The following is a 26,358-nucleotide window of genomic DNA, read 5'->3' as shown; positions in this document are numbered from 1 at the left end:
GTGTATCAAGGGGCCCCTCACCGTCCAGACAGACACACCGCCGTCGCTAGCCATTGCGTCTCCAACAACAACGCTAGACGTCCACCTTTCTGCCAAAACTCAAAAAACATAAGATCAAGAGGTTTTGAAATGAAATCGAGTTCATCAGAGCTGGTTGAACAGCCTGCGCTGCAGCGCACCCTCAGCAATCACCACATTCAGTTAATGGCCATGGGAGGGGCCATTGGAACAGGCCTGTTCATGGGCTCCGGAAAGATCATTGCACTCTCCGGCACGTCGATCATCCTCATCTATATGATCATCGGGTTGTTCGTTTACTTCGTCATGCGCGCCATGGGCGAAATGCTACTTTCCAATCTGAATTTCAAAACCTTTGCGGATTTCGCCGGCGCCTACCTGGGCCCTCGCGCAGCATTTTTTCTCGGCTGGTCTTACTGGCTGAGCTGGAGCGTTGCAGTGATAGGCGATGCCGTAGTGGTCGGCGGTTTTTTTCAATACTGGTTCCCCGGTCTACCTGCCTGGATACCGGCCATAGGGATGTTGGCGACACTGTTCGCCTTGAACGTGCTGACGGTCCGGCTGTTTGGTGAAGTCGAATTCTGGTTCGCAATCATCAAGATCATCGCCGTCGTGACCCTGATTGGCGTCAGTATTGTAATGATTGCCAGTTCCTTCGCTTCCCCCAGTGGCGTCACCGCATCCCTGAATCATCTGGTGGACAAGCAGGCTGCGTTTCCAAACGGCTTACTCGGCTTCTTCGCCGGTTTTCAGATGGCTATTTTCTCATTCGCGGGCACCGAGCTGATCGGCACCGCGGCGGCAGAGACCCGATCTCCGGAGAAGACCCTGCCCAAGGCAATCAACTCCATCCCGCTGCGAATCATCTTGTTCTACGTACTCGCATTGAGCTGCATTATTGCCGTGACATCCTGGCAACAGGTTTCGCCGGTCAAGAGTCCCTTTGTAGAACTTTTTCTGGTGGCAGGCTTCCCCGCAGCGGCTGGCATCGTCAACTTCGTGGTACTGACATCCGCCGCGTCCTCGGCAAACAGTGGCGTATTCTCGTCCAGCCGCATGCTTTTCGGGCTGGCCAACCAAGACAACGCTCCTGGCATTTTCCGGCGACTATCGGGCAATAGCGTACCGCTGCTGAGCCTGGTGTTTACCATGCTGTTGGTGCTGGCAGGTGTACTCGTGCTGTTCATCGTACCGGAGGTCATGACAGCGTTCACCATCGTCTCTACCGTGTCGGCGATCCTGGTTATTTTCACTTGGTCAACCATCCTCGCGTCTTACATTGCCTATCGCAAAAAATGCCCTGAGCTTCATATGAAATCTGCCTACAAGATGCCCGGTGGGGTGCCGATGGCCTGGATCTCATTGGCATTCTTGGGTTTTGTGCTGGGCCTGTTGGCATTGAGACCTGACACCCGTATTGCCTTGATGGTCATGCCAGGGTGGTTTGTATGGCTGGCAATTGCCTACCCGTTGACCCACCTTCGCAAGCCCAAATGTGCAGTTGAGTCGGCGAGTCAACTCGGTTGAGTCAAGGGCACTATCGTTACACGGCCTCGACAGCCTGCAAGTGTGTGTAGCTGGCGGCAAAGCGACTGTACTTGTGTTGACCGCAGGTATAAGGCGCGTATTTCGCCGGGTTATCGGCACTGATGCACGTGGCGACGGTCTCGACCGTCGCCTCGAAGTCCAAGTCAATGAAGAAAGGAATGGAATACCGTTCGACACCGCTGGTGTTGATGACGCGGTGCATGGTCGATGTATAGCGATCGTTCGTCAGGGTTTGCACCAGATCACCAATGTTGACAATGAACGTATCTTCCACCGGTGGCGCGCTTACCCATTCGCCCGCACGATTGCGTACTTGCAAGCCACCGACCTTGTCCTGGAAAAGAATCGTCAGGAAGCCATAGTCCGTGTGTGCGCCGATCCCGATTTCCTTTTGTGAAATGTCGCCACTCTGCGAGGGGTAATGCAACAAGCGCTGGATGGTGATCGGTTTGCGTTGCAGTTTTTCAAAGTAGTCCGCCGGCAGATCCAGGCTCAGCGCAATGGCGCTGATGAGCTTACGCGCCAGGTCAAGCATTGCACGGTGGTAGGCCTCGCAGACCTCGGAAAATTGCGCCGGCTCCGCTGGCATCAGGTTCGCCCCGAAGAACGGGGACACTTCATCATCGTGGGCACCGTAGTCGAAGCACTCCTTGAAATCCCGGGTGTTTTCCGGATCGACGTTTTCCGCGTACATGGGAATGTAGCCACGAAGCGTAGGACCTGAATTGATGACGTTCAGCTTATTCTTTTTATCAAAAGGCATGGCGAAGAAGCCTTTCGTCTGGGCGTACATCGCGTCGATCAAGGCACGAGAAACGCCATGATTCCTGATATAGAAAAAACCAACTTTCTCGCAAGTTTCGCCGATCTGGCGCGAGACTGTTTGTGGGTCGCTCCCATCGAGTAACGGCGCAATATCAATAAAAGGGATTTCTTCGAATGTGGTCTGTTTGCTTGCAAGCCGGGTATCGGTCAGCTGAATCATCGGTGAACCTCAACAAGAGCGCCGTATTTTAATTATCCTGAAGCGAGTTGCAGCGTCGGGACCAAGAGCGTTGATCTTGATCGCTTATGCTGAAGTTATTGTTCAGGATTGAATCGGCACTCACAAACCACTTTTCATTCAATGCTCATGAGAAAAAATCAATCATGAGAACAAGGCTATATTTCGATGCCCTGTGCATGGCATTGAATGGTGGTCACCGTCAGGTTTCGTCAACCATCATACGACTTGGCGGATCCAAGGTACCTCATCAAGTTAATTCATCAGCGTTGCAATCCTTGCACTGCCGACGTGCGATGCTGTGGCGCCGCGTGTCTTTTTCTAAAAGCTCGACCGCCATGAACGCTTCGATACCCGCCCCACCTTCAACTCTTTCAATAAAACTCAGAATGGCCTTTTTCATGAACCAATGGGCGGTGCGATCCAACTTAGCCGACGCGGACTTCAGCCTGGCCCGCGTCTCTTCGTCCAACTTGATGCCCTGCGTGGTCACCGCCATCTCTCTTCCTCTCAATCATTACCCGAGTTCATCGTTTCTTATAACGAGGCATTAGTGCATCAAGCCCCACAGGGCCAGAAGTGGAACATCCCTCGACTTCATTGCATGGACACAGGAGGGCGGGTTGAAAACCAAACCTCCCGCGCCAGGACTCCACCACCCCACCTCCTCCCGATACCACTCGCCCGGCGACAGGACGAGATAGAACTCGGCAGGCGGGTGTTGGTGATAGGGGTAACAGGTCTCGGGCAGCATGAGCGCCAACCCCAAGGTCAGGGTGGAACATTCCAATAACCCTCCGGGGCCGGCGATCATCCCGTGGCGATGCCGCTCCACGAAAGCGCTGTCCTGGTCGGCCCGGGCCTGGCGATTCATCCAGGTGAGATGGGGCAAGAGCGTGCCTAACGCCTCCCGTATCGACAGCAGGCCATCATCGGTCCTGGGCGCAGCTTCGAGTGCCTCGGATAAGTGGGACGCCAAAAAGCCTGGCAGTGCATTTGAAGCTTGCGTAGCCGTCCTGATCGTCCATTGGGCCGCCTTCAGAGACGCGACATGCGCTTGCGCCTCATCGCAGCCGCTGCCCGACAGGATGTTTTGAAGCGAACACCTGAGCGAGTCGCCGCTGCGGAGCATGTCCTGACCCCACGCTGGATTTTCAGTGCTATTCATCATCGTTTCGATCCCATTTCCCGAGCGACGTATCGGAGCGGCTTACAGACAACTCAGTTGTTCCAGCAGGTCAACGGGAACACTGATTCCATGATTCTGCGCGGTGACCGTTGAATGTTGCCGTTCCCATCCCGGCCTGTGGACGCCCATCTGCGCCAGGCGGGTCAGTTGACTTGAGAGCCGCAGCTCGAATCCCGTCGAAAAGAAATCCGGCGCCAGCAGCTGGACCAACAGGCCACAGCCAGGCGTCTGGTTTCCCTGGTTGAAGTCCGGCGCATCCAGCGACCAGTTGGCGCCTGTGAGCCCCGCCGCCAGCACCTCGACCATGAGCATCAGGTTGGCCCCACGGTGACCGCCAAAAGGCAGCAGCGCACCGCCCAGTGCCGCCAGGGCATTACGTGTGCCGTTGCCCTCCTGGTCCACCGCCCAACCTTCGGGAATATCATTGCCCGTCGAAGCGGCGTGGGCGATGTTCACGAATGCCGCAGCACTGCTGGCCTGGTCGAACAGCAAGGGAATGCCATCGGCCGAGGGCGCGGCAAACGAGAGCGGGTTGGTCGAGTAGGTCTTGCCCTTGGCGCCAGGAACGGCCACCAGCGCCGGTCCGTTTGCGACCGCCAAGGCAATCAGCCCGGCCTGGGCAAACCGCAGCGTGTAGTCGCCCAACTCACCGCTGGTAAAACTGTTGCACTGGCTCAACGTGGCCATGCCATTGGTGTGCGCGGCATGGCACAGCGAATCGAAACAGCGATCGACACCCAACTGGGCAATTCCGCCTTGGGCATCGGATTTGAAGATCATCGCGCCGGCGCGGGAGATACTTGGCTCGGCACGTGGATCGATGCGTCCGGAGGAAAAGCCCGACAAGTAATCGGCAAGATGCCGGAACCCCACGGCCTGGTTACCGCGCGCTTGTGCAGCCACGGTGGCGTGGGCCAATGAAAGGGCAACCGCGGCTGAGCAGCCCTTCGCTGCGCAGAGGTGCTTCACCCAGCCGACCGCTTCATCCAGGGTAAAGCGACGGTAAGCGGTGGTCTTCAAGGGGATCGCCTGAATGTTCGTTCGATGCAGCCGATGCCCCTCACAAGGGCATCGGACGGCAACACAACTATTGGATGACGGCCATTACTGAGCCGGTGTCGCGGAAGCGGTCTGGCTGCCGAACATCGCCTCGAAGCGCGGCTTGTTGGCGGCGTAATACTCCGCAACGACCTTGTCCGCCGAACTGTCACGAGCGGTCGCCATCAACTTCTCGAGGTCGGCCTTTGGGATCTTGAAGTTGGCGAAGAACCGGGCGACATCGGGATGTTCGGCGCTGAAGCCTTTGCGAGCCACCGCATGGATCTGCTCGGCGCCCCCGAAAATCTGCTTCGGATCGTCCAGGTAGCGCAGCGGCCACTTGGCGAACATCCAGTGCGGGCTCCAGGCGTTGATCAAGGCCCATTTGTCACGCTTGAGGTTGCGATCCAGCTCGCTCAACATGCCGGACTCCGAAGAGGCGACCATCTTGTAGCCCTCAAGCTTGTATTCCTTGATGGCCTTTTCCGTGAGTTTGTATTGGCCATTGCCCACTTCCGAAGTCAGGATCTTGCCGCCGAGTTTTTCCCGTACTTCAGGCTTGTTCAGGTCTTCTACACTGGCAATCTCGCTGGTGGGAATGGACGTTGGCACGGCCATGCCGATCCGACCTTCATACAGCACGCCAAGGTCTTCGAGCTTGTCCTGGTATTTGTCGTAGAACGCCTTGTGGGTGCTCGGCAGCCAGACCATCGGGATCAGGTCGATATTGCCGTTGGCCAAGGCCTGGAACTGAATGCCAATATCGGCGAGCACCAATTTGACCGGTTGCTTCAGGTGGTCGCGCAATGCGGTATCCGCCAGCTTTACGGCAATTTCCGTATCCGACCAATTCACCCATCCGATGCGGATAGGCGTGGGTTCCTCGGCGTGGGTCATCAGGCTGCTGGCGGCCATCGCCAGGCCGGCAAACCAGCCGATACACGTCTTACTGGACAACGTCATCATGGTGCATCTCCGCGTACTGTATTAATAGTTATTGGCAGGGCAGCAGAAGAATTAACGTTCCCTCATCAGAGCAGAGTGCCATCACCCTGCTCAAGGGATTTAATGTTATGCATGGATAAGTTTTAGTTATGGGAACAGCTCATGTATTTCGGTCGCTCGGCCCTCCTCCGCCCTTTGGCGAAACTCTTTTGGTAATGCAGATTCCCTTAAGATTGTCGACAGACCGTGGCGAGGGAGCTTGCTCCCGCTGGGCTGCGTAGCAGCCCTTTTGTGAGCGCTGCGCACTGGAGCGCCAGCCCGGTCAAGCGGGAGCAAGCTCCCTCGCCACGGGTTCAGCGTTTTGCCACTCACAACGCTTTTTCGAGTGCCGGCAATGCTTCGAACAGATCCGCCACTAACATGTAATCCGCCACTTGGGCGATGGGTGCTTCAGCGTCCTGGTTGATCGCGACGATGACTTTTGAACCACTCATTCCCGCCAGATGTTGAATGGCGCCACTGATGCCCGCCGCGATGTAAAGCTCTGGCGCGACGATTTTCCCGGTCTGCCCGACCTGCAAATCGTTGGGGGCAAAACCCGAATCCACCGCGGCACGGGAGGCCCCGACGGCGCCGCCAAGCTTGTCCGCCACTCGCTCGATCAGGGCGAAATTTTCTTTACTCTGCATCCCGCGACCACCGGACACGACGACACGGGCGCTCGACAAATCCGGCCGTTCGCTGGCCGTCAGTTGTTCGCTCACGAAACGCACATTGCTTGCGCTTTGCCCGCCCTCCACCGCCACCACTTCACAGTGATGTTCATGGGACAGGGCTTGGGCAAACGCCGAGGCGCGGACCGTGAGCAACTTGATCGGATCGAGGGACTGCACGGTGGCGATGGCATTGCCGGCATAAATGGGCCGCTGGAAGGTGTCCGCCGAAACAATGTGGGTGACGTCGGACAGCATGCCGACATCCAGGCTGGCCGCGACCCGTGGCAGCACATTGCGCCCCATGCTGCTGGCATCGGCAACGACATGCGTATACCCATCGGCCACCAGCGAAGTGATCAGTGGCTGGACATTTTCCGCCAGGGCATGTTCGAACATCGCCCCGTGTGCGAGCAGCACCCGGTCCAGGCCCTGGGCCAGTGCTGCCTGTTGCGCCACTGCCGACGCATCCGCCCCGCCCATCACCAGCAAATCCGTCTTGGCGCCCAACGCCAGGGCGGCGGTCACGGCACTCCATGTCCCTGACGTCAGTTGACCTGCACTGTGCTCGGCGATCACCAATGTGCGCATCAAATCACCCCCGCAACGTTCTTCAATTTATCCACCAGCTCGGCCACCGAACCGACGTTGATCCCGGCTTTGCGCACCGCCGGCGGCACTACGCCTAATAATCGAGCGTGTTCCTTCACGCTCGCGCCCAAGGTGTCGGCGGCAATGATTTCAAGCGGTTTTTTCTTGGCTTTCATGATGTTCGGCAACGACGCATAGCGCGGTTGGTTGAGGCGCAAGTCGCAGGTCACCACGGCCGGCATGGCGAGGGCGACCACCTGGCTGCCCCCGTCGACTTCACGTTCGACGACCCATTGCCCGTCGACCTGATTGACGGCCGAGGCGTAAGTGGCCTGGCCGCTGCCGATCAACTGCGCGACCATTTGCCCGACCTGGTTGTTCTCCTGGTCGATCGCCTGTTTGCCAAACAGGATCAATTGCGGCTGTTCCTGATCGATTACTTTGCTCAGGTACTTGGCGACGTTGAGCGGTTCGAGTAGCCCATTCGTCTCGACCAGCAACGCCCGGTCCGCACCGAGTGCCAAGGCCGTGCGCAGTTGTTCCTGCGCCGCCGACGTGCCCACCGAGACCACCACCACTTCGGATGCCAGCCCCTTCTCCTTGAGGCGAATCGCCTCTTCCACAGCGATCTCGCAGAACGGGTTCAAGGCCATCTTCACGCCATTGAGTTCGACGTCTGAACCGTCGGCTTTTACCCGGACTTTCACATTCGGATCGATAGCGCGCTTTACCGCAACGAGCACTTTCATGGTTCTTCCCATAGCCCCCTTGCACTGTGGATCGATGCGAGATGGCCGGCCGCACGAGCCGGACCACCCCTGTTTCGACTGGATGGTAATCCTGGTTTTTCCGCCACGCAAGAAAAATGTACACCTGTGTCCTAATCGTTGACACACATGAACATTCGACATACCGTTATGTCAAACCAAGCCTGATGTTCTGTTCCCGGAGCGCAACACCATGTCCAGCGATCCTCTGCTGCAGCCCTATAAGATCAAACACCTGACCCTCAAGAACCGGATCATGACCACCTCCCATGAGCCGGCTTATCCTGTCGACGGCATGCCGAAGGATTTGTACCGCGCCTATCACGTCGAACGGGCCAAGGCTGGCGTGGCACTGACCATGACGGCGGGCTCCGCCGCTGTTTCCCGTGACAGCCCGCCGGTGTTCAACAACGTGCTGGCGTACAAGGACGAAGTGGTCAAATGGATGAAGGACCTGACTGACGAATGCCACGAACACGGCGCGGCAGTGATGATCCAACTGACTCACCTGGGCCGGCGCACGCGCTGGGACAAGGCTGACTGGCTGCCGGTCGTCTCGCCGTCCCATCGCCGCGAAGCGTCCCACCGGGCCTTCCCGAAAAAACTGGAAGACTGGGACATCGACCGGATCATCAAGGATTACGTGGACGCCGCCGAACGCATGAAGGCCGCCGGTCTTGATGGCCTGGAACTGCAGGCCTACGGGCACCTCATGGATCAGTTCTGGTCGCCGCTGACCAACGATCTCGACGGGCCCTACGGCGGCTCGCTGGAAAACCGGATGCGCTTCACCTTCGACATCCTGCGTGGCATTCGCCAGCGTTGTGGCGAAGATTTCCTGCTCGGGGTGCGCTACACCGGCGATGAAGACCTGCCCGGCGGCTTCGGTGCCAGCGACGGCCTGCAGATCTCCCACATGCTCAAGGACAGTGGGCTGGTGGACTTCCTCAACGTGGTGCGCGGGCACATCGATACCGATGCTGGCCTCACCGACGTGATCCCCATCCAGGGCATGCGCAATTCACCGCACCTGGATTTTGCTGGCGAGATTCGCTCGGCCACCGGTTTCCCGACGTTCCACGCAGCGAAGATTCCGGACGTCGCCACGGCGCGGCACGCCATCGCCTCCGGCAAGGTGGACATGATCGGCATGACCCGCGCGCACATGACCGACCCGCACATCGTGCGCAAGATCATTGAAAAACGCGAAGAAGAGATTCGCCCCTGCGTCGGCGCCAACTATTGCCTGGATCGCATCTACCAGGGCGGTGCCGCCTACTGCATCCACAACGCTGCCACCGGCCGCGAAACCACCATGCCCCATGAGATCCCGAAGGCGTCGGTCAAGCGCAAAGTGGTGGTGATCGGCACCGGCCCGGCGGGCCTGGAAGCGGCGCGGGTGGCTGGCGAACGCGGTCATGACGTCACGGTGTTCGAAGTGGCGGATCAGCCCGGTGGACAGATCCGCTTGACCGCCCAGAGCGAGCGGCGGCGCGAGATGATCAGTATCATCGATTGGCGCATGGCGCAATGCGAACGGCTGGGGGTGAAGTTCCATTTCAACACCTGGGCCGAAACCGAGACCGTGATGGCCGAGGCGCCGGACGTGGTGATCGTCGCCACGGGCGGCTTGCCCCATACCGAGGTGCTCAAGCACGGCAATGAACTGGTGGTGTCGACCTGGGACATCATTTCCGGCGACGTCAAACCCGGCCAGAACGTGCTGATCTTCGACGACGCGGGCGACCACGCGGCGCTACAGGCGGCCGAGGTCATCGCCAACAGCGGTGCGAAACTGGAAATCGTCACGCCGGATCGGTCGTTTTCGCCGGAGGTGATGGCGATGAACCTGGTGCCGTACATGCGCAGCCTGCAAGACCTGAACGTCACCTTCACAGTGACCTATCGGGTCGATTCCGTAGAGAGGCGCGACGGTCAACTGATCGCCAACTTCGGAAGCGACTACGGCCAGGTGCACAAACAGCGCGTGGTCGATCAGGTGGTGGTCAACCATGGCACCCTGCCCCTGGACGACCTGTACTTCGAACTGCGCCCGCATTCGAGCAACAACGGCGCGGTCGAACAGCACAACCTGATCGCCGGGAAAACCCAGGACATCGTGACCAACCCTGAAGGTCGCTTCCAGCTGTTCCGGATCGGCGACGCAGTGTCGGCACGTAATACCCACGCGGCGATCTACGATGCGTTGCGGTTGGTGAAAGACATTTGAAGTCATGCCCCTGATCTTGTGGATCAGGGCCATTTCTCCACTCAACCCGTGATGCTGCTCACTTAAGCAATTCGGTAACCCCGTGGCGAGGGAGCTTGCTCCCGCTGGGTTCTGTAGGGGCTGGCGAAGCCTGCGATCTTTTGATCTTGATCTTGATCTCTCGCTTGAGATTCAAGTGGCTGGGGAAAGATCGCAGCCTCGTTCCACTCGACAGCTCCTACACAGCTCCTACCAGCTCAGGCCGAGCGGGAGCAAGCTCACTCGCCACAGGTTCATCGTTTCTCAAGTAGATAGCGCTGCAACTAACACGAGGCTTTTCCATGTCAGTACAGACCTTGAAATCAAGGGCTGCGGTCGCATTCGCACCCAACGAACCGTTGCGGTTGGTCACCATCGATGTGGCACCACCCAAGGCCGGTGAGGTCCGGGTACGCATCGTCGCCACCGGGGTTTGCCACACCGACGCCTTCACCCTCTCGGGCAGCGATCCCGAAGGCATTTTCCCCACCGTGCTGGGGCATGAAGGCGGTGGTGTGGTCGAGTCCATCGGCGAAGGCGTGACCTCGCTGCAAGTCGGCGACCACGTGATCCCGCTCTATACCGCGGAATGCCGGCAATGCAAATTCTGCCTCTCGGGCAAGACCAACCTCTGCCAGGCCGTCAGGGCCACCCAAGGCAAAGGCTTGATGCCCGACGGCACTTCGCGCTTCTCTTACGAAGGCCAGCCACTGTTCCATTACATGGGCTGCTCGACCTTTTCCGAATACACGGTGCTGCCGGAAATTTCCTTGGCGAAGATATCCAAGGACGCACCATTGGAGCAGGTTTGCCTGCTCGGCTGCGGAGTGACCACGGGGATTGGCGCGGTCCTCAACACGGCGAAAGTCGAAGCCGGTGCCAGCGTGGCGATCTTCGGGTTGGGGGGGATCGGCCTGGCCGCGATCATTGGCGCCAAGATGGCCAACGCCGGGCGCATCCTGGCCATCGACATCAACCCAGCCAAGCGCGATGTCGCCCTGTCGTTGGGCGCGACGGACTTCATCAATCCCAAGGAGGATGACCGGCCGATCCAGGACGTCATCGTCGAACTCACCGACGGTGGCGTGGATTACTCCTTCGAATGCGTCGGCAACGTGCAATTGATGCGCGCAGCGCTGGAGTGCTGCCATAAGGGCTGGGGCGAGTCGATCATCATCGGTGTGGCCGGCGCCGGCCAGGAAATCAGCACCCGCCCGTTCCAGCTCGTCACCGGTCGGGTGTGGCGCGGCAGTGCCTTCGGCGGCGTGAAAGGCCGCACCGAACTACCCAGTTATGTGGAGAAGACCAGTCGCGGGGAGATCCCGCTGGAAACCTTCATCACCCACAACATGCCCCTGGAAGCGATCAACGAAGCCTTCGAGTTGATGCACACCGGGCAGAGCATTCGTACCGTCATTCATTTCTGAAATCCGCTCGTAAACCCAATGACCCAAAGAAAGGAAACCAAGATGTCCGTTTTTACCCATGTCACCGTCGGCACCAACAACCTGGCAAAAGCACGCGCATTTTATGACGCCACCCTGAAAGAGATCGGCCTCAAGCGTGTCGCCGACCTCAACGAGGCCGGCTCCATCTGGGGCGTCGACAAGCCGTCGTTTTTTGTCCTCAACCCGGCCAACGGCAGTGCGGCCACCATCGGCAACGGCGTCACGGTGAGCTTCGAAGCGCCGAACCGCGCGGCGGTCCAGGCGTTCCATACGGCCGCCCTGGCAAACGGCGGCGTTTGCGAAGGCCTGCCAGGCCCGCGTGGCTGGGCGGACAACGCCTTCGCCGCTTATGCCCGGGACCTGGATGGCAACAAGCTGGCGGTGTATTGCTTCAAGGCTGAATAAACGCAGGCAGCACCACCGCTATCGCGAGCAAGCTCGCTCCCACAGGGATCGTGGGTGTTCATGAATCTCATGTTCATCACAGGAGTCTTGGGTGTTCATGAGTTTTCATTCACCACAAGACCACTGTGGGAGCGAGCTTGCTCGCGATGGCGGCGGCACAGTCAACATCGAGCCCAACCTGCCTCACGCGTTTGGCGACCAACCTAGCCCCCATCGGTATCGATATCGGCATCCGTGCTGTCACCGGATTTCGGCCGGTCCGGATCAGGCTTGAAGCCGGGGCTGAAGGTGTTGTCATTGTCCTGGTGGTGCTGCTTCTGATCGACCTCAGTGGCGGCGCTATCAGCCTGGTCCGTTCCGGCAGGACTGACTGGCTCGGCATCAGACGCTTTGCCCGGAACCTGGGGGTCGATGGCCGGATCATTACGCGCAGACGGCGTCTGTGGCTGGGTGTTTGCGGGATCGTCGTTCATAGGCACCTCGTTCATGGCAGGGCCGGATGGTTGACCGGTCTTGAACATTCGAAGGTGACGCAACGGCTTCGGTTCCATTTGTTTAAAACGCAGCGATCAACCGCCCAACACACTCCTGATCATCCGGGCCAATGCGTCCGGGCCGTAGGGTTTGCTCAACAAATGGGTGTCGGGGCTCAATTGATGGTTTCGGGAGATGATGTCCCGGGTATGGCCCGAGGTGAACAGCACCGGGACCGGCGGGCTCTGCACCTTGGCCCAGGCGGCCAGGTCGGAACTCTTGATCAGGCCAGGCATGACCACGTCGGTGAAAATCAGGTCCACCGCGGTGCCGTCCAGCAGCAGTTTCATCGCCTCATCGCCGTTGGCGGCCGTGAGGGTCCGATAGCCTGACTGCTCCAGCAGGTCCACCGACGCACTGCGCACCTCGTCGTTGTCCTCCACCACCAGAATCGTCTCCTGCCGTCCGGACTGAAGCGCGTCGTGTTGCTCGGTTTCCCCTACTTCGGGCGCAAGGCTTCGAGGGAAATACATCCGCACCCGCGTGCCTTCACCCAGGTCGCTGGAAATCTCGATATGGCCGCCACTCTGCTTGACGAACCCGAACACCATGCTCAATCCAAGCCCAGTGCCCTGGCCATCGGTCTTGGTGGTAAAAAACGGTTCGAACACTTGCTGCAGGACATCGGGCGGCATGCCGGCACCGCAATCGATCACCGACAGTCGGACATAGTCGCCGGCCGGGATTCCCTTGCCGGCGCAGAACGCTTCATCGAGCACGATGTTCTCGCCGAGCAGGCGGATGGTGCCCTCGCCGCCCATGGCGTCACGGGCATTGATCGCCAGGTTCAACAGGGCATTTTCCAGTTGGTTGCGATCGACATGGATGCACCATGGCGCCTGGGGCAGGCTCACTTCAATCCGGATGGTTTCGCCCAGGGCCCGTTGCATCAACTCACCCATGCCCTCATAGATGCGCCGAGGGTTGTAGACCGCCGGTGACAAGGGCTGGCGCCGGGCAAATGCCAGCAACTGCGAGGACAGCTTGGCCCCCCGCTCCACGGCTTCGATGGAGGCACTGACACGCCGTTGCACATTGGCATTGTCTCGTTCGTGGCGTGCCAGTAAATGCAGGTTGCCGGCGATCACCTGCAGCAAGTTGTTGAAGTCATGGGCCACGCCACCGGTGAGGCCGCCAATGGCCTCGAGCTTCTGCGACTGGCGCAACTGCTCTTCCGCTGCCAGCCGCGCCTGCACCTCGTTGGCAACGCGCTGCTCCAAGTCGCGGGTGAACTTGAGCAGCGACGCTTCGGCCGTCTTGCGCTCATCGATATCAATCAGCACCCCCGGAAAACGCAGGGGCTTGCCCGCCCCATCGAACTCACATCGACCGCTGGCCAGCACCCAGCGATAGTTGCCGTCCAGGCGGCGAACCCGATATTCAGCGCTGTAAGACACGCCGGTGCGCACGGTCAGTTCGACCCGCTGGTTGACCTCTTCAAGATCGTCCGGGTGGATACCCTGGCGGGCAATTTCGATGGGCAATGCCTCCAGCGAACAGTCGGGTGGGTAGTTGAAAGTACGGGCGAAACGCTCATCGCCCGATAACGTGTCGGCCTGGATGTCCCAGACGAACGACCCCAGCAAGGGCCCGGCCGAGAGCGCCAGCTGGATGCGTTCATTGACCGCGCGGTAACTGCGTTCGGCCGCTTGCCGGGCGCGCTCGGTCAATACGTGCTCGGTGGTTTCCACCACAATCGCCAACACCCCCGCCGGAGATTGGTCGTCATCGGGCACCGGGCTGTAGTAGAGGTCCATCCACACGTCTTCAGGCTTGCCATCGCGTAGCAGGACCAGCTCTTTACTGCGGTAGGACAAAGTGCCGCCGGCCAGGCAGACGTCCAGGACATGGCGATTGAATTCAGCGACCTCCGGCCAGCCCAACTCCACCGCGCACCCCAGCAGGTAGGGATGGCGGCCGCCAGCGAACTCGGCGTATGCATCGTTGTAGATCATGAAGCCCTGGCGGCCCCACAACATCACCATCGGCAGGGGCGAAGCCAACAACAATTGGACAGCGCTGCGCAAGCTGGCGGACCAGTGCTCGATGGCGCCCAACTCGGTTCGGCTCCAATCGAACGCCCGGATACGCCCGGCCATCTCACCGCCCCACCCAGGGCACCCGTGATTCTGGGATAGAAACTGCATGGTCGACTCTGAGCCTCAAAATACCTGCAGGGAATCGGCATACACAAATCCCTTGCGATCAGAGCTTCGAGCGTCGGGTTGGCGTTTGGTTTCATGCTGACCGGTTTGCGCACGATCCCTGTGGCGAGGGAGCTTGCTCCCGCTGGGCTGCAAAGCAGCCCCAAAAAAGGCTGACGCAATCCTTCAGGCACACCGGGCCGGCTGGTTTACGACGGCTGCGCCGCCGAGCGGGAGCAAGCTCCCTCGCCACAGGGTTGTGGTGTTATAGCAACCTCAGCGGAAATCGCGGCTTTGCACCTGGATACCCGCCAACAATTCAGTCAGGTCGCTCAAGCGCCCGGCGATCAAGTGGCGGACCTCGCCGACGCTTTCCCAGCGCCCGTCGACCCTGAGCAATTGCGAGCCCACCAGGGTCTTGCGCTGGCGCTCGGCCAGGTCGCGCCAGACCACCACGTTGAGGTTGCCGAATTCATCTTCCAGGGTGACGAAGGTCACGCCGCTGGCCGTGCCTGGGCGTTGGCGGCCGGTGACCAGCCCGGCGACGCTGACGTTGCGGCCATGCTCCACGTCCTGCAATTCCCGTGAACTGCGGCAGCGCCGGGCGCCCAGTTCGGAACGCAGCAGGGCCAGCGGATGAGGGCCAAGTGTCGTGCCCAGCGTGGCGTAATCGGCAAACAGGTTTTCCCCCAGCGTGGGTTCGGGCAGGGTCACGGGCGGTTCTTCCTGGCTGGGCAAACCGGCGAAAAGGCCCAGTTGCTTCTGCACCCCGGCCACTTCCCAGCGAGCCCGATGGCGATCCCCGGCCAAGCCCTGCAAGGCCCCCGCGTCCGCCAGTTGCGCCTGGGCCCGGGCATCGAGTTGCGCGCGTTCACCCAAGTCGGCCACGTCGCTGAAGGGCCGCTGCCGGCGCGCCGCTTCGATACGGCGGGCATCCTCTTCGCGAAACCCCTTGACCAGGCGCAGCCCCATGCGGATCGCCGGTTGCCGGCCGTCCATGGGCTCGAGGCTGCACTCCCAATCGCTGGCGCGCACATCCACCGGGCGGATCGACAGTTGATGCCGGCGGGCATCCTGGAGGATCTGGTCCGGGCTGTAGAACCCCATCGGCCAACTGTTGATCAAGGCACAGGCAAACGCCGCCGGTTCGTGGCATTTGAGCCAGCTGCTGGCGTAGGTCAGCAAGGCGAAACTGGCAGCGTGGGATTCGGGAAAACCGTAATTGCCGAAGCCTTTGATCTGTTCGAAGATTTGCGCGGCGAATTCAGCGGTGTAGCCATTGTTCTTCATCCCCTGCGCCAGGCGTTCCCGATGGGGCTCCAACCCACCGTGACGTTTCCAGGCAGCCATGGAGCGCCGTAATTGGTCGGCTTCGCCCGGGGTGTAGTCGGCCGCGACGATGGCGATCTGCATGACCTGCTCCTGGAACAAGGGAACACCCAGGGTGCGGTCAAGCACTGCTTTCAGCGCCTCAGAGGGATACGTCACCTCTTCTTCTTTATTTCTGCGCCGCAGATACGGGTGCACCATCCCTCCCTGGATCGGCCCGGGCCGCACGATCGCCACTTCGATGACCAAATCGTAGAACCTCTCGGGTCTCAGCCGAGGCAACATCGACATCTGCGCCCGGGATTCGATCTGGAAGACACCGATGGTGTCGGCTCGCGAGATCATCTGGTAGGTCGCCGGATCTTCCTGGGGCAACGACGCCAAGGCATAACGCTGCCCCCGGTACTGCTCGATCAGGTCGAAACAACGCCGAATCGCGCTGAGCATGCCCAAGGCCAGGATATCCACCTTGAGCAGCCCGACCGCGTCCAGGTCGTCCTTGTCCCACTGGATGATGGTGCGCTCGGCCATGGCCGCGTTTTCCACCGGCACCAGGGTGTCCAGGGGCTGTTCGGAAATCACGAAGCCGCCAGGGTGCTGGGATAAGTGCCGGGGGAAACCGATCAATTGCTGGGTCAGGCCCAAGACCCGGCGCAACACCGGGCTGTCCGGGTCGAAGCCGCCTTCACGCAAGCGCTCCACCGGCGGCGCCTCGTCGCTCCAACGGCCGCAGCAATCGGCCAGGGCATTGACCTGGTCCGGCGGCAGGCCCAGGGCCTTGGCCACATCGCGCACCGCCCCGGCGCCGTGGTAACTGCTGACCACCGCCGTCAAGGCCGCACGATGACGACCGTAGCGCTGGAACACGTACTGCAGCACTTCCTCGCGACGGTCGTGTTCGAAGTCGACGTCGATGTCCGGCGGCTCGTTGCGCTCCCGGGACAGGAAACGCTCGAACAACAGGCTGGTGAGACTGGGGTCGATTTCGGTAATGCGCAAGGCGTAGCACACCGCCGAGTTGGCCGCCGAACCGCGCCCCTGGCAGAGGATATGGCGACTGCGGGCAAAGCTGACAATGTCCTGCACGGTGAGGAAATAGCTGTCATAGCCCAATTCGGCGATCAGGCTCAACTCCTTGTCGATCTGTGCCCGCACCTTGTCTGTCACGCCATCCTTCCACCGCTCGTGCATGCCCCGCTCGGTCAGTTCCCGCAGCCAGGACGCAGGATCATGCCCCTCGGGCACCAGCTCACGCGGATATTCATAGCGCAGTTGGCCAAGGTCGAAGGTGCAGCGCCGGGCGATGGCCAGGGTTTCATCGAGCAAGGCCCGCGGGTAGAGCTCGGCCAGATCCTTGCGGCTGCGCAAGTGGCGCTCGCCGTTGGGGTGCAGGCGCTGGCCGGCCTCGGCCACCGTGACGTGGTGGCGGATGGCGGTCATGGTGTCCTGCAAGGCACGACGGCCGCGCACATGCATGTGCACATCGCCGCTGGCCACGGCCGGAAGATCCAAGCGTTCGGCCAGTGCCAGGCAGTCCGCCAGCCGTCGGCGGTCGTCCTGTCCACAATGCAACTGGACCGTCAGCCACAAGCGCCCGGCAAAGATCGGCTGGAGCCAACGCCCGTGCTCCTCGGCGTCCTTGCCCTCGGCGACCCACAACGCCAGCAGCCCCGGCAAGGGCTCGTCGAAGTCCTCCCGCACGATGCGATAGTGGCCCTTCTCGCTGCGGCGACGGGCGCGGGTGATCAACCGGCACAAGGCTTGATAGCCGTCCAGGTTTTCCACCAGCAGCACCAGTTTCGGACCGTTCTCGACCTGGATTTCGCTGCCGACAATCAATTGCAGCGCCAACTCCTTGGCCGCCTGCCAGGCCCGGACGATCCCGGCCAGGGTGCATTCATCGGTGATCGCCAAGGCCTGATAGCCCTGCTGCTTGGCGCGACGGCACAACTCCAGGGCACTGGAGGCGCCGCGCTGGAAACTGAAGTTCGACAGGCAATGCAGCTCGGCATATTCAACGCTCATGCGAACCAGCCCTGCAGCCACAGCGGCCCGCCCTCGCCCACCGGTCGATAGGCCCAGCCCCGTTGTCCGCTGCGGGTTTCGATCAGGTAATAGTCGCGGCGCACATCCGCGCCGTCCCACCAACCGGTCTCGATGCGCTCGGGCCCCATGAGGATCTGTGCCTGGCCTTGCGGCAAAGCCTGGGGTTCATCCAACAGCCAGCCGGGACGCTGCACGCCCTCGAGCGCCGGACAAACCTGGGAACGGGGTTGGGCCGTCATCTGCCAGGCGCACTCAGGCCGATGGTCGTCGCGAAACCCCAAGCCTTGCACGGCATCATCCCCCAGGCGGGCCCGCAGCCGTTCCCGCAGTTGCTCCCAGGGCAATGACTGTTGCGGGCGCTCGTCAAACAGCTCCAGGCGCTGGGGCACGAAACTCGGCAGGTCTTCGGCACACAAGCGAAAACCCCGCACCGGGGCCTCGACCTGGACTTGTTCCAAGCGACCGCGGGCCAGTTCGAAGAGCATCGCCGGGTCGCGTTCGGCGCTGAGCAGGCCGACCTTGATCACCGTATCCGGCAACCCGGCGTGTTCCAGGTGCAAGTCGAAGCGCTGCACGCCGCTGTCGCGTCCGCAGAGGAAGGCCGACAGGTCACCGGTCAGGCGGCGCAACGGGAACAGCAGCGCCTGATGGGATTGCACGTCATAGTTGAGTTCGATGCGCACGTCGAAACGGTCGGGCGGCAGGTAGAACGACAGCGCCAGGGTGCGGCTGCCCGTCAACGCGTCGAGGTGCTTGAGCACCTGGGCCTCGAAACGCCGAGCCAGGGTCTGTCGGGGCAAGGCCTGGACCTGGCTCAGGCGGCGCAGGCCCATGCGCGACAGCGCCGTGGCGACGTCGGGCTCCAGGCCAATTCGTTCCACGGGCATGTGGCCCAGGCAGTGCTGCAAGGTCTCGGCATCGGGCACCACCAGGGCGTCATAGGCATTGGCCAGCACCCGCGCCGCCACCGGGTTGGGGGCGGCGACGATGCGATGACGAAAGCCCAGCTCGTTCAGCTCGGCTCGCAAGCGCGCCTCGAACACCGGCCAAGGCCCGAACAGGCCCAGGCTCGACTCGATCTCGAACAGCAGGGTACGCGGGTAATGTACGCTGACCTGGGAGCTGAAACGGTAGGCCCAGGCCGCCAGGAACTGTTGCCAATACTCGATCTGCGCCGCGTCGTACTCGGCGGTGGCAAAGCCTTTGCTCAAGGCCTGGGCGGCTGTCATGGTCTGGCCGGGACGCAAGCCCAGGGCCCGTGCCGGCGCGTTCACCGCTTGCAGGATCCGGCGCTGGGCCGGGCCGGTCAGCAAGGCCAGGGGCTGGTCGGGATCGGGGCGCTGACGCAGCGCGGCGTCCAGCGCCAATTGCGGGAAAAGAATACAGACCCAGCGCATCGCAACCTCAATGCCCGGTTTGTGGGGCGAGCGTGGCAAAGGCAATCGGCGCCGAACGGGCCAGCCCGCCCCGGCACTTGAGCACGCGCAATTGCGCCGGCCGGGTATCGATGGCGATGCGCAAGGCCGCCGGCGACGGGTTGATAGCCTCCTGGATCGGGCGCCAGGCGAATGCCAGGGTCTGGCCGGTTTCCGCCGCCACTTGCAAGCGGCGCAAGGCCCGGTCGTCCGCTTGGCGGGGCCAGCACAGCACCGCGCCACAACTGCCCGACCGCAGGCATTGTTCGGTGGCCCAGAGGGCCTCACGCTCATCGGCACGGATGATCGACAACTGACGTAGGTCGATGCCGGCGTTCTGCCAAGCCTGGGGATAAGGCACGAATGGCGGCGCCACCAACACAATCCGCTCCCCCGCCGCCGCCAGCCGCGCCAGGGTCGGCCAAACCAATTGCAACTCGCCCACGCCCGGCGCGGCGATGAGCAATTCCGTTAATGCCGCTTCCGGCCAGCCGCCACTGGGCAACGCCGCGTCCAGTGCGTCATGGCCAGTGGGTTGCGGGCTGGCAGCCGGCGGCGCGGGCCGGCCCTTCCAGACCTGGCCGCCATTGAACAGCGTGTCCAGCGCAACGACAGCGCCCATCAGCCTTGCCTCACCAGTCCACAGAACACCCCTTCTATCGCCAGGTCCTGGTCGGCCTCGACGATGATCGGCTGGTAGGCCGGGTTGCGCGGCAGCAAACGCACCCGCTCGCCGGTGCGCTCGAAGCGCTTGATGGTGACTTCACCGTCCAGGCGCGCCACGACGATCTGGCCGTTGGCAGCCTGCGGCGTACGCTGCACGCCCACCAGGTCACCGTCGAGAATGCCGTCCTCGATCATCGAATCGCCCTGGACCCGCAGCAGGTAATCCGGCGCCTTGGTGAAAATCGCCGGGTCCAGCATCAGGCGACTGTGGACCTCGGCATCGGCGCCAATCGGCAGGCCGGCAGCCACTCGCCCCAGCACCGGCACGTCAAGCAGTTCGGGCCGCGACGGCTGGTTCAGCAAGCGAATGCCCCGGGCCTGGTGCGGATTGACTTCGATGAAACCAGCCTCGGTCAACGCCAGCACATGCTTGCGCGCCACGCTGCGAGAGGCAAAACCGAATGCCTCGCTGATTTCAGCGAGGCTTGGAGGCTGACCCTGATCGGCGATGCGTTCGCGGATAAACGTCAGGATGGCGGTGCGGCGGGGAGTGAGAGTCGTCATGGAGTACATTTGTACTCTTCCGGGGTTTTCCTGACAAGCGCCGCCAGTCAGTTCACACCGCAATACCCTGTGGGAGCGAGCTTGCTCGCGAAGGCATCAGCACATTCAACACCCAGGCAAGCTGACCCACCGCCATCGCGAGCAAGCTCGCTCCCACAATGGGATCGAAGTACGACTGTCAGAGCAGGTCGGTTGAAAGACCGTCTTCGCGAGCAGGCTCGCTCCCACAGGGGGAACGCGGTCTCACCAAGAACCAGGTCGGCTATCAGGCCGCCTCGCTTTTGCTTTTGCTTTTGCTTTTGATCTTGAGGCCCCGTTAACCACGCTGGCCGAACGCAGGCATTGTGGAGTGGGCATCCCGGCATGGATGCCGGGATAGCCGCGCTGGGCCATGGATGGCCCTTCGCGGCGGGCCCACGGAGCAATGCCGGAGAGAGGGCATGCCGAGCCTAGGCGAGGCACCGAGTGGTGGGGCAAGCCTTTTTTGCTTACTTTTTTTGGCGTTTGAAAAAAAGTGAGCCGCCGTCAGGGCGGAACCCTAAGTGGCCGTTACCGCAGCAACGGATATACACACAAAACCCGCCCCCTCTCAAAAAACCAAAAAAAAACGACGCTTCCCATTTCTGCAGAAGCGCCGTTTCTCTAAATGAGCAGCATTACAACCAAGTTTGAAAAAGCATCAAGCAATCAGAAACGCTTGATATCCGCCTGACTCTCCAACTGCTTGCGGTACGCCGCAAAGTCCTGCTGACCCACGCGGGACGCGAGGTAGCGGCGATATTGCGCCTTCTCTTCGTCAGTCGGTGCCGCCGCTTCGTTTACACCGTTCAGACGCACGACCACCAGGCTGCCGTCAGGCAAGGTCACGCTGCTGAAAGTCGGCTTGTCCTTGGACTCAGGCTTGGGCATGCGGAACAGTGCTTGCAGCACCGCCGGGTCGATGCCTTCCTGGTTGCGGGTGACCGCCTCGGTGGCTTTCCAGCCCTGGCCGTCCACCGGTTTGTCCAGCGGCGTCTTGCCATCACGCAGGCTGGCGATCAACTCGTCGGCGCGGGTCTTGGCCGCTGCGCTGGCGTGTTCCTTGGTCAATTGAGCACGAATAGGGCCAGCCACTTTTTCCAGCGGCAGTTGCTCAGGCTTGCGGTGCTCCTTGGCACGCAGCACCACGACGGTTTCCGGGTCCAGCTCGATGGCGGTGCTGTTGGCACCCTCCTCCAGCACCTCCGGGCTGAACGCCGCAGTCACCACCGCGCGATTGGCCGCAATGCCTTCGCCGCCTTCACGACCGAACGGGGCCGATGTGTGGACGGTCAGCTTCAGGTCCTGGGCCGGTTGCGCCAGGTCGGACGCTTCGAACGAGGCATCTTCCAATTGCTTGGTCGCCTCCACGAAACGCTGCTCCACCTGCTGGGTCTTCAGATCGCGGGTCAGTTTGTCCTTGAGGCTGGCAAAGCTCGGCACTTCAGGTGCTTCGACACCCAGCAGCTTGATCAGGTGCAGACCGAAGTCGGTGCGCACCGGTGCCGAGACCTGATCCTTGTTCAAGGCGTACAAGGCCTTTTCGAACTCCGGATCGTAGACGCCTGGGCCGGCATAGCCGAGATCGCCGCCGTTGTTCGCCGAACCCGGATCCTGGGAAAACTCCTTCGCCAGGGCTTCAAACGATTCGCCTTTGGCCAGGCGAGCCTGGACCTCTTCGATCTTCGCCTTGGCCTGGGCTTCGGTGACCTTGTCGTTCACTTCGATCAGGATGTGCGCAGCCCGACGTTGCTCGGACAGATTGGCGATTTCTTTCTGGTAAGCCGCTTGCAGGTCTTCGTCCTTGACGCTGACCTGATCGAAGAAAGAGGCTTTCTTCAGCTCGAGGTAATCGATGACCACCTGGTCAGGCGTCATGAATTCCTTGGCGTGTTGGTCGTAGTAAGCCTTGACCTCATCATCGGTCAGCTTCACCGACGCCGGATCGGCCTTGATGTCCAAGGTGGCGAAATCACGGGTCTGCTTTTCCAAGCGGGCGAATGCCAGCACCTGGGCATCGGTGACGAAACCGCTGCCTGCCAGGCCGGCGCGCAACTGACCGATCAGCATTTCCTGAGCCAGCATCTGGCGGAATTGCATACGGCTGTAACCCAGCTGGCGGATCACTTGATCGAAACGCTCGGCGCTGAATTTGCCATCGACCTGGAACTCAGGCGTTTGCAGGACCACTTGATCGAGCGCAGCTTCGGAGAAAGCGAATTTCGCATCGTGTGCGCCTTGCAGCAGCAACTTGCGATCGATCAGGCCCTTGAGTGCCGAATCGCGCAGCATTTTTTCGTCCAGCAGGGAGGCGTCGAAATCCTTGCCCAACTGTTGCATGAGCTGACGGCGTTGCATGTCGACCGCTTGGCTCAGCTCGTTCTGGCTGATCTCTTCGCCGTTGACCTTGGCCGCCTCATTGGTGTTCGAGGTGGCTTGAAAAATGGCTTCGAAACCGGTCAACGCCATCAATGCGACGATGATCCCGATGATGGTCTTGGCAATCCAGCCTTGTGAATTGTCCCTGATATTCTGCAGCATGCGTCCCCCAGAAACGGTTGAACTTCAAATTTAGGCAACCGTGGAGCGTGGGTAGAATCCGGATAGAAGAAAGGCGCATCCGAGGATGCGCCTTCTCGTAACTGGCGGAGCGGACCGGGCTCGAACCTGCAAGCCCTGGCGTGCCAGACCGGTAGCAACCGGTCGTATTACCGCTCCGCTGCCAAGCCAGGCATGACCCCGACCCGGATAAACTCAACGAAACCTTAGTTAACGGCTTCTTTCAGTGCTTTACCAGCTTTGAAGCCTGGTTTTTTGGCAGCAGCGATTTCCAGCGTCTTACCGGTCTGCGGGTTGCGACCGATACGAGCAGGACGATCGGTCACGGAGAAGGTGCCGAAACCAACCAGAACAACGGAGTCGCCAGCCTTGAGAGCGCCAGTGACGGATTCGATTACAGCGTCCAGCGCACGGCCAGCAGCAGCTTTCGGGATATCAGCGGATGCAGCGATAGCATCAATCAGTTCCGACTTGTTCACTCTAAGTCCCCTTATATCTATTTGAGATGATTCTAAGTTTTTTTGGTGAAAGCAAAAACGAGTGCTGAATGGCCTGCAGACACTTAAGAGCCGCTTTATAACAAGGGCTCTAAAAAACTGTCAAGGAAGGCCCCCCAGGCAAATGCGTATTAATGCGTGCTAATTCTTTCCTTAGAGTCAGACTCTCGCTTTTCTTCCTTCGCGACAATCTCCGGAGCCACATCCGGCAAGGGCTCCGGCGCGTATTGCAGCGCAATTTGCAGGACCTCGTCAATCCATTTAACCGGTTTGATCTGAAGATCTTGCTTGATGTTGTCAGGAATTTCCTTCAGATCGCGGACATTCTCTTCGGGAATGATCACGATCTTGATCCCGCCACGGTGTGCCGCCAGCAGTTTTTCCTTCAATCCACCAATCGCCAGCACTTGACCGCGCAGCGTGATTTCACCCGTCATGGCCACGTCGGCGCGCACCGGAATACCGGTCAAGGCCGAGACCAGGGCCGTGCACATGCCTACACCCGCGCTTGGGCCGTCCTTGGGCGTAGCCCCTTCAGGCATGTGGATGTGCGTGTCGCGCTTCTCATGGAAGTCCAGGGGAATGCCCAGGCTCCGGGCGCGACTGCGAACCACCGTCAGTGCCGCAGTGATCGACTCGACCATCACGTCGCCCAGGGAACCGGTCTTGATCAGTTGCCCCTTGCCGGGTACCACGGCCGCTTCGATGGTCAGCAACTCGCCACCGACCTGAGTCCACGCCAGGCCAGTCACCTGGCCGATCTGGTCCTGCTGCTCGGCCAAGCCGTAGCGGAACTTGCGCACGCCCAGGAAATGCTCCAGCAGGTCCGCAGTGACCTTGACCGCGAAGCGTTTTTCCAGCGCATGTTCCTTGACCGCCTTGCGGCAAACCTTGGCAATCTGCCGCTCCAGGCCACGCACACCGGCTTCGCGGGTGTAGTAGCGGATGATGTCGCGAATCGCTTCCTCGTCGAATTCCAGTTCGCCTTTTTTCAGGCCATTGGCCTGGATCTGCTTGGGCGAAAGGTACTTCACCGCGATGTTGATCTTCTCGTCCTCGGTGTAGCCCGGCAGACGAATCACCTCCATCCGGTCCAGCAATGCTGGCGGAATGTTCATGGAGTTGGAGGTGCAGAGGAACATCACGTCCGACAGGTCGTAGTCGACCTCCAGGTAGTGATCGTTGAAGTTGTGGTTCTGCTCCGGATCGAGCACTTCGAGCAATGCAGAGGCGGGATCGCCGCGCATGTCGCTGCCCATCTTGTCGATTTCGTCCAGAAGGAACAGCGGATTGCGCACGCCGACCTTTGTCATCTTTTGAATCAATCTTCCCGGCATCGAACCGATGTAGGTACGGCGATGACCACGAATTTCCGCCTCGTCACGCACGCCACCCAGGGCCATGCGCACGAATTTACGGTTGGTCGCGTGGGCAATCGACTCCGCCAGGGAGGTTTTACCCACCCCGGGAGGACCGACCAGGCACAGGACCGGACCGCGAATCTTCTTCACGCGCTTCTGCACGGCGAGGTATTCAAGGATGCGTTCCTTGACCTCTTCCAGGCCGTAATGGTCGGCATCGAGGATGTCTTCGGCCCGTGCCAGGTCCAGACGCACCTTGCTCTGGGCTTTCCACGGCACCTGGACCAGCCAGTCGATGTAGGAGCGCACCACGGTGGCTTCGGCAGACATCGGCGACATTTGCTTGAGCTTGTTCAGTTCAGCCTGGGCCTTGGCCAAGGCATCCTTGGGCAAGCCGGCGGCATCGATGCGCTTTTTCAGCTCTTCGATTTCGTTGTGGCCTTCATCGCCATCACCCAGCTCTTTCTGAATGGCCTTCATCTGCTCATTCAGGTAGTACTCGCGCTGGCTGCGCTCCATCTGCTTCTTGACGCGACCGCGAATGCGTTTCTCGACCTGCAACAGATCGATTTCGCCATCGAGCAATGCGAGCACGTGTTCGACACGGGCCGACAGATCGATGATCTCGAGAATTTCCTGCTTCTGCTCGATCTTGAGGGCCATGTGGGCCGCCATCGTATCAACCAGTCGTCCAGGCTCGTCGATGCTGTTAAGCGACGACAGGACCTCTGCAGGCACCTTCTTGCCCAATTGCACGTATTGTTCGAACTGTGACAGCAGGCTACGGACAAACACCTCTGATTCACGCTCGGGCGCATCGACTTCTTCGATCAGCGACACTTCGGCCCGGCAGTGGCCGTCCACTTCGCTGAAACGCTCGACAGTACCGCGCTGCTCGCCTTCGACCAGGACCTTGACGGTGCCATCGGGCAACTTGAGCAACTGCAGAACCGTTGCAATCGTACCTACGCGATAAAGTGCGTCTTCGCCGGGATCATCGTCGGCTGGATTTCTCTGAGCCAGCAGCAGAATCTGCTTGTCACCCGTCATCGCAGCCTCAAGGGCTTCGATGGACTTCTCGCGCCCCACGAACAGCGGGATAACCATGTGCGGATACACCACGACATCGCGCAATGGCAGGAGAGGCAATTCGATGGTTGTCTTCATGATTTCGCCTCTACGGCGGCCCTAGGGCCGGAAACAGATGGAAGTAAGCTTGAAACCAAGATGGGGGCAGCCTTGAAAAAAAACAAGCGCTAAGACACGTCTAAAACGCGCTAAAAGCAAAGGGGCCCGAAGGCCCCTTCTTTAT

20 protein-coding genes are annotated in these 26,358 nt (G+C 60.6%); 4 read left to right on the top strand and 16 right to left on the bottom strand.

What is annotated here, in order from left to right; translation table 11 throughout:
- Positions 1–129: 129 nt before the first annotated feature.
- Entirely contained in the window at positions 130–1,545 is a 1,416-nt protein-coding gene (locus tag ACLH0I_RS10940; RefSeq protein WP_411387032.1) for an amino acid permease, read from the top strand.
- A gap of 16 nt (positions 1,546–1,561) precedes the next feature.
- On the opposite strand, the gene ACLH0I_RS10935 is transcribed toward ACLH0I_RS10940, so the two are convergent.
- The 7 genes from ACLH0I_RS10935 to ACLH0I_RS10905 all read right to left on the bottom strand — a co-directional run bounded on the left by ACLH0I_RS10935 (position 1,562) and on the right by ACLH0I_RS10905 (position 7,794).
- Positions 1,562–2,551, bottom strand: a complete 990-nt coding sequence (locus ACLH0I_RS10935; protein WP_411387031.1) for an isopenicillin N synthase family dioxygenase — start codon at positions 2,549–2,551, stop codon at positions 1,562–1,564.
- Between the two features lie 268 nt (positions 2,552–2,819).
- Positions 2,820–3,068 (bottom strand): transcriptional regulator, encoded by a 249-nt coding sequence (locus ACLH0I_RS10930; RefSeq protein WP_250963975.1) that lies wholly within the window; start codon positions 3,066–3,068, stop codon positions 2,820–2,822.
- A 51-nt stretch (positions 3,069–3,119) separates the two neighbouring features.
- Positions 3,120–3,737, bottom strand: a complete 618-nt coding sequence (locus ACLH0I_RS10925; protein WP_411387030.1) for a dimethylsulfonioproprionate lyase family protein — start codon at positions 3,735–3,737, stop codon at positions 3,120–3,122.
- Between the two features lie 42 nt (positions 3,738–3,779).
- The gene (locus ACLH0I_RS10920) at positions 3,780–4,778 is read right to left on the bottom strand and encodes an Ldh family oxidoreductase (protein WP_411387029.1); all 999 of its coding nucleotides are present in this window, start codon (positions 4,776–4,778) and stop codon (positions 3,780–3,782) included.
- Positions 4,779–4,862: 84 nt separating this feature from the next.
- Positions 4,863–5,762: a glycine betaine ABC transporter substrate-binding protein gene (locus ACLH0I_RS10915; protein WP_411387028.1), complete on the bottom strand. Its 900-nt coding sequence runs from the start codon at positions 5,760–5,762 to the stop codon at positions 4,863–4,865.
- A 347-nt stretch (positions 5,763–6,109) separates the two neighbouring features.
- On the bottom strand, positions 6,110–7,045 hold the full coding sequence (locus ACLH0I_RS10910; protein WP_411387027.1) for an electron transfer flavoprotein subunit alpha/FixB family protein: 936 nt from the start codon (positions 7,043–7,045) through the stop codon (positions 6,110–6,112).
- Positions 7,045–7,794, bottom strand: a complete 750-nt coding sequence (locus tag ACLH0I_RS10905; RefSeq protein ID WP_411387026.1) for an electron transfer flavoprotein subunit beta/FixA family protein — start codon at positions 7,792–7,794, stop codon at positions 7,045–7,047. The genes ACLH0I_RS10910 and ACLH0I_RS10905 overlap by 1 nt, the downstream gene beginning before the upstream one ends.
- Positions 7,795–8,005: 211 nt before the next feature.
- On the opposite strand from ACLH0I_RS10905, the gene ACLH0I_RS10900 reads away from it, so the two are divergent.
- The 3 genes from ACLH0I_RS10900 to ACLH0I_RS10890 all read left to right on the top strand — a co-directional run bounded on the left by ACLH0I_RS10900 (position 8,006) and on the right by ACLH0I_RS10890 (position 11,913).
- The gene (locus ACLH0I_RS10900) at positions 8,006–10,042 is read left to right on the top strand and encodes an FAD-dependent oxidoreductase (protein ID WP_411387025.1); all 2,037 of its coding nucleotides are present in this window, start codon (positions 8,006–8,008) and stop codon (positions 10,040–10,042) included.
- Between the two features lie 320 nt (positions 10,043–10,362).
- Entirely contained in the window at positions 10,363–11,487 is a 1,125-nt protein-coding gene (locus tag ACLH0I_RS10895) for an S-(hydroxymethyl)glutathione dehydrogenase/class III alcohol dehydrogenase (protein ID WP_411387024.1), read from the top strand.
- A 42-nt stretch (positions 11,488–11,529) separates the two neighbouring features.
- Positions 11,530–11,913, top strand: a complete 384-nt coding sequence (locus ACLH0I_RS10890; RefSeq protein ID WP_186708349.1) for a VOC family protein — start codon at positions 11,530–11,532, stop codon at positions 11,911–11,913.
- 203 nt (positions 11,914–12,116) lie between these two features.
- On the opposite strand, the gene ACLH0I_RS10885 is transcribed toward ACLH0I_RS10890, so the two are convergent.
- The 9 genes from ACLH0I_RS10885 to lon form a co-directional block, all read right to left on the bottom strand.
- Positions 12,117–12,386, bottom strand: coding sequence for a hypothetical protein (locus ACLH0I_RS10885; protein WP_411387023.1), 270 nt, complete (start codon positions 12,384–12,386; stop codon positions 12,117–12,119).
- Positions 12,387–12,482: 96 nt separating this feature from the next.
- On the bottom strand, positions 12,483–14,594 hold the full coding sequence (locus ACLH0I_RS10880) for an ATP-binding protein (protein ID WP_411387022.1): 2,112 nt from the start codon (positions 14,592–14,594) through the stop codon (positions 12,483–12,485).
- Positions 14,595–14,867: 273 nt separating this feature from the next.
- Positions 14,868–17,945 (bottom strand): error-prone DNA polymerase, encoded by a 3,078-nt coding sequence (locus ACLH0I_RS10875; RefSeq protein WP_411387021.1) that lies wholly within the window; start codon positions 17,943–17,945, stop codon positions 14,868–14,870.
- On the bottom strand, positions 17,942–19,363 hold the full coding sequence (locus tag ACLH0I_RS10870) for a Y-family DNA polymerase (RefSeq protein WP_411387020.1): 1,422 nt from the start codon (positions 19,361–19,363) through the stop codon (positions 17,942–17,944). Before ACLH0I_RS10870 ends, ACLH0I_RS10875 begins: the two co-directional genes overlap by 4 nt.
- A 7-nt stretch (positions 19,364–19,370) precedes the next feature.
- Positions 19,371–20,003 carry a translesion DNA synthesis-associated protein ImuA gene (imuA, locus tag ACLH0I_RS10865; RefSeq protein WP_250963988.1) on the bottom strand — a complete coding sequence of 211 codons (633 nt, stop codon included), beginning with the start codon at positions 20,001–20,003 and terminating at the stop codon, positions 19,371–19,373.
- Positions 20,003–20,620 (bottom strand): transcriptional repressor LexA, encoded by a 618-nt coding sequence (gene lexA, locus ACLH0I_RS10860; RefSeq protein ID WP_250963989.1) that lies wholly within the window; start codon positions 20,618–20,620, stop codon positions 20,003–20,005. The genes imuA and lexA overlap by 1 nt, the downstream gene beginning before the upstream one ends.
- Before the next feature lie 678 nt (positions 20,621–21,298).
- Entirely contained in the window at positions 21,299–23,170 is a 1,872-nt protein-coding gene (locus tag ACLH0I_RS10855; RefSeq protein WP_186708334.1) for a SurA N-terminal domain-containing protein, read from the bottom strand.
- Positions 23,171–23,394: 224 nt separating this feature from the next.
- Positions 23,395–23,667, bottom strand: coding sequence for an HU family DNA-binding protein (locus tag ACLH0I_RS10850; RefSeq protein WP_002552737.1), 273 nt, complete (start codon positions 23,665–23,667; stop codon positions 23,395–23,397).
- A 149-nt stretch (positions 23,668–23,816) separates the two neighbouring features.
- Positions 23,817–26,213, bottom strand: coding sequence for an endopeptidase La (gene lon, locus ACLH0I_RS10845; RefSeq protein WP_014339302.1), 2,397 nt, complete (start codon positions 26,211–26,213; stop codon positions 23,817–23,819).
- Positions 26,214–26,358 lie beyond the last annotated feature (145 nt).

This window comes from Pseudomonas sp. MPB03, from assembly GCF_046605385.1.
Classification (GTDB): Bacteria; Pseudomonadota; Gammaproteobacteria; order Pseudomonadales; family Pseudomonadaceae; genus Aquipseudomonas; species Aquipseudomonas zanjanensis.
Note: the sequence above shows the minus strand (reverse complement) of the source record. Positions and strands in the feature narration are given on the sequence as shown.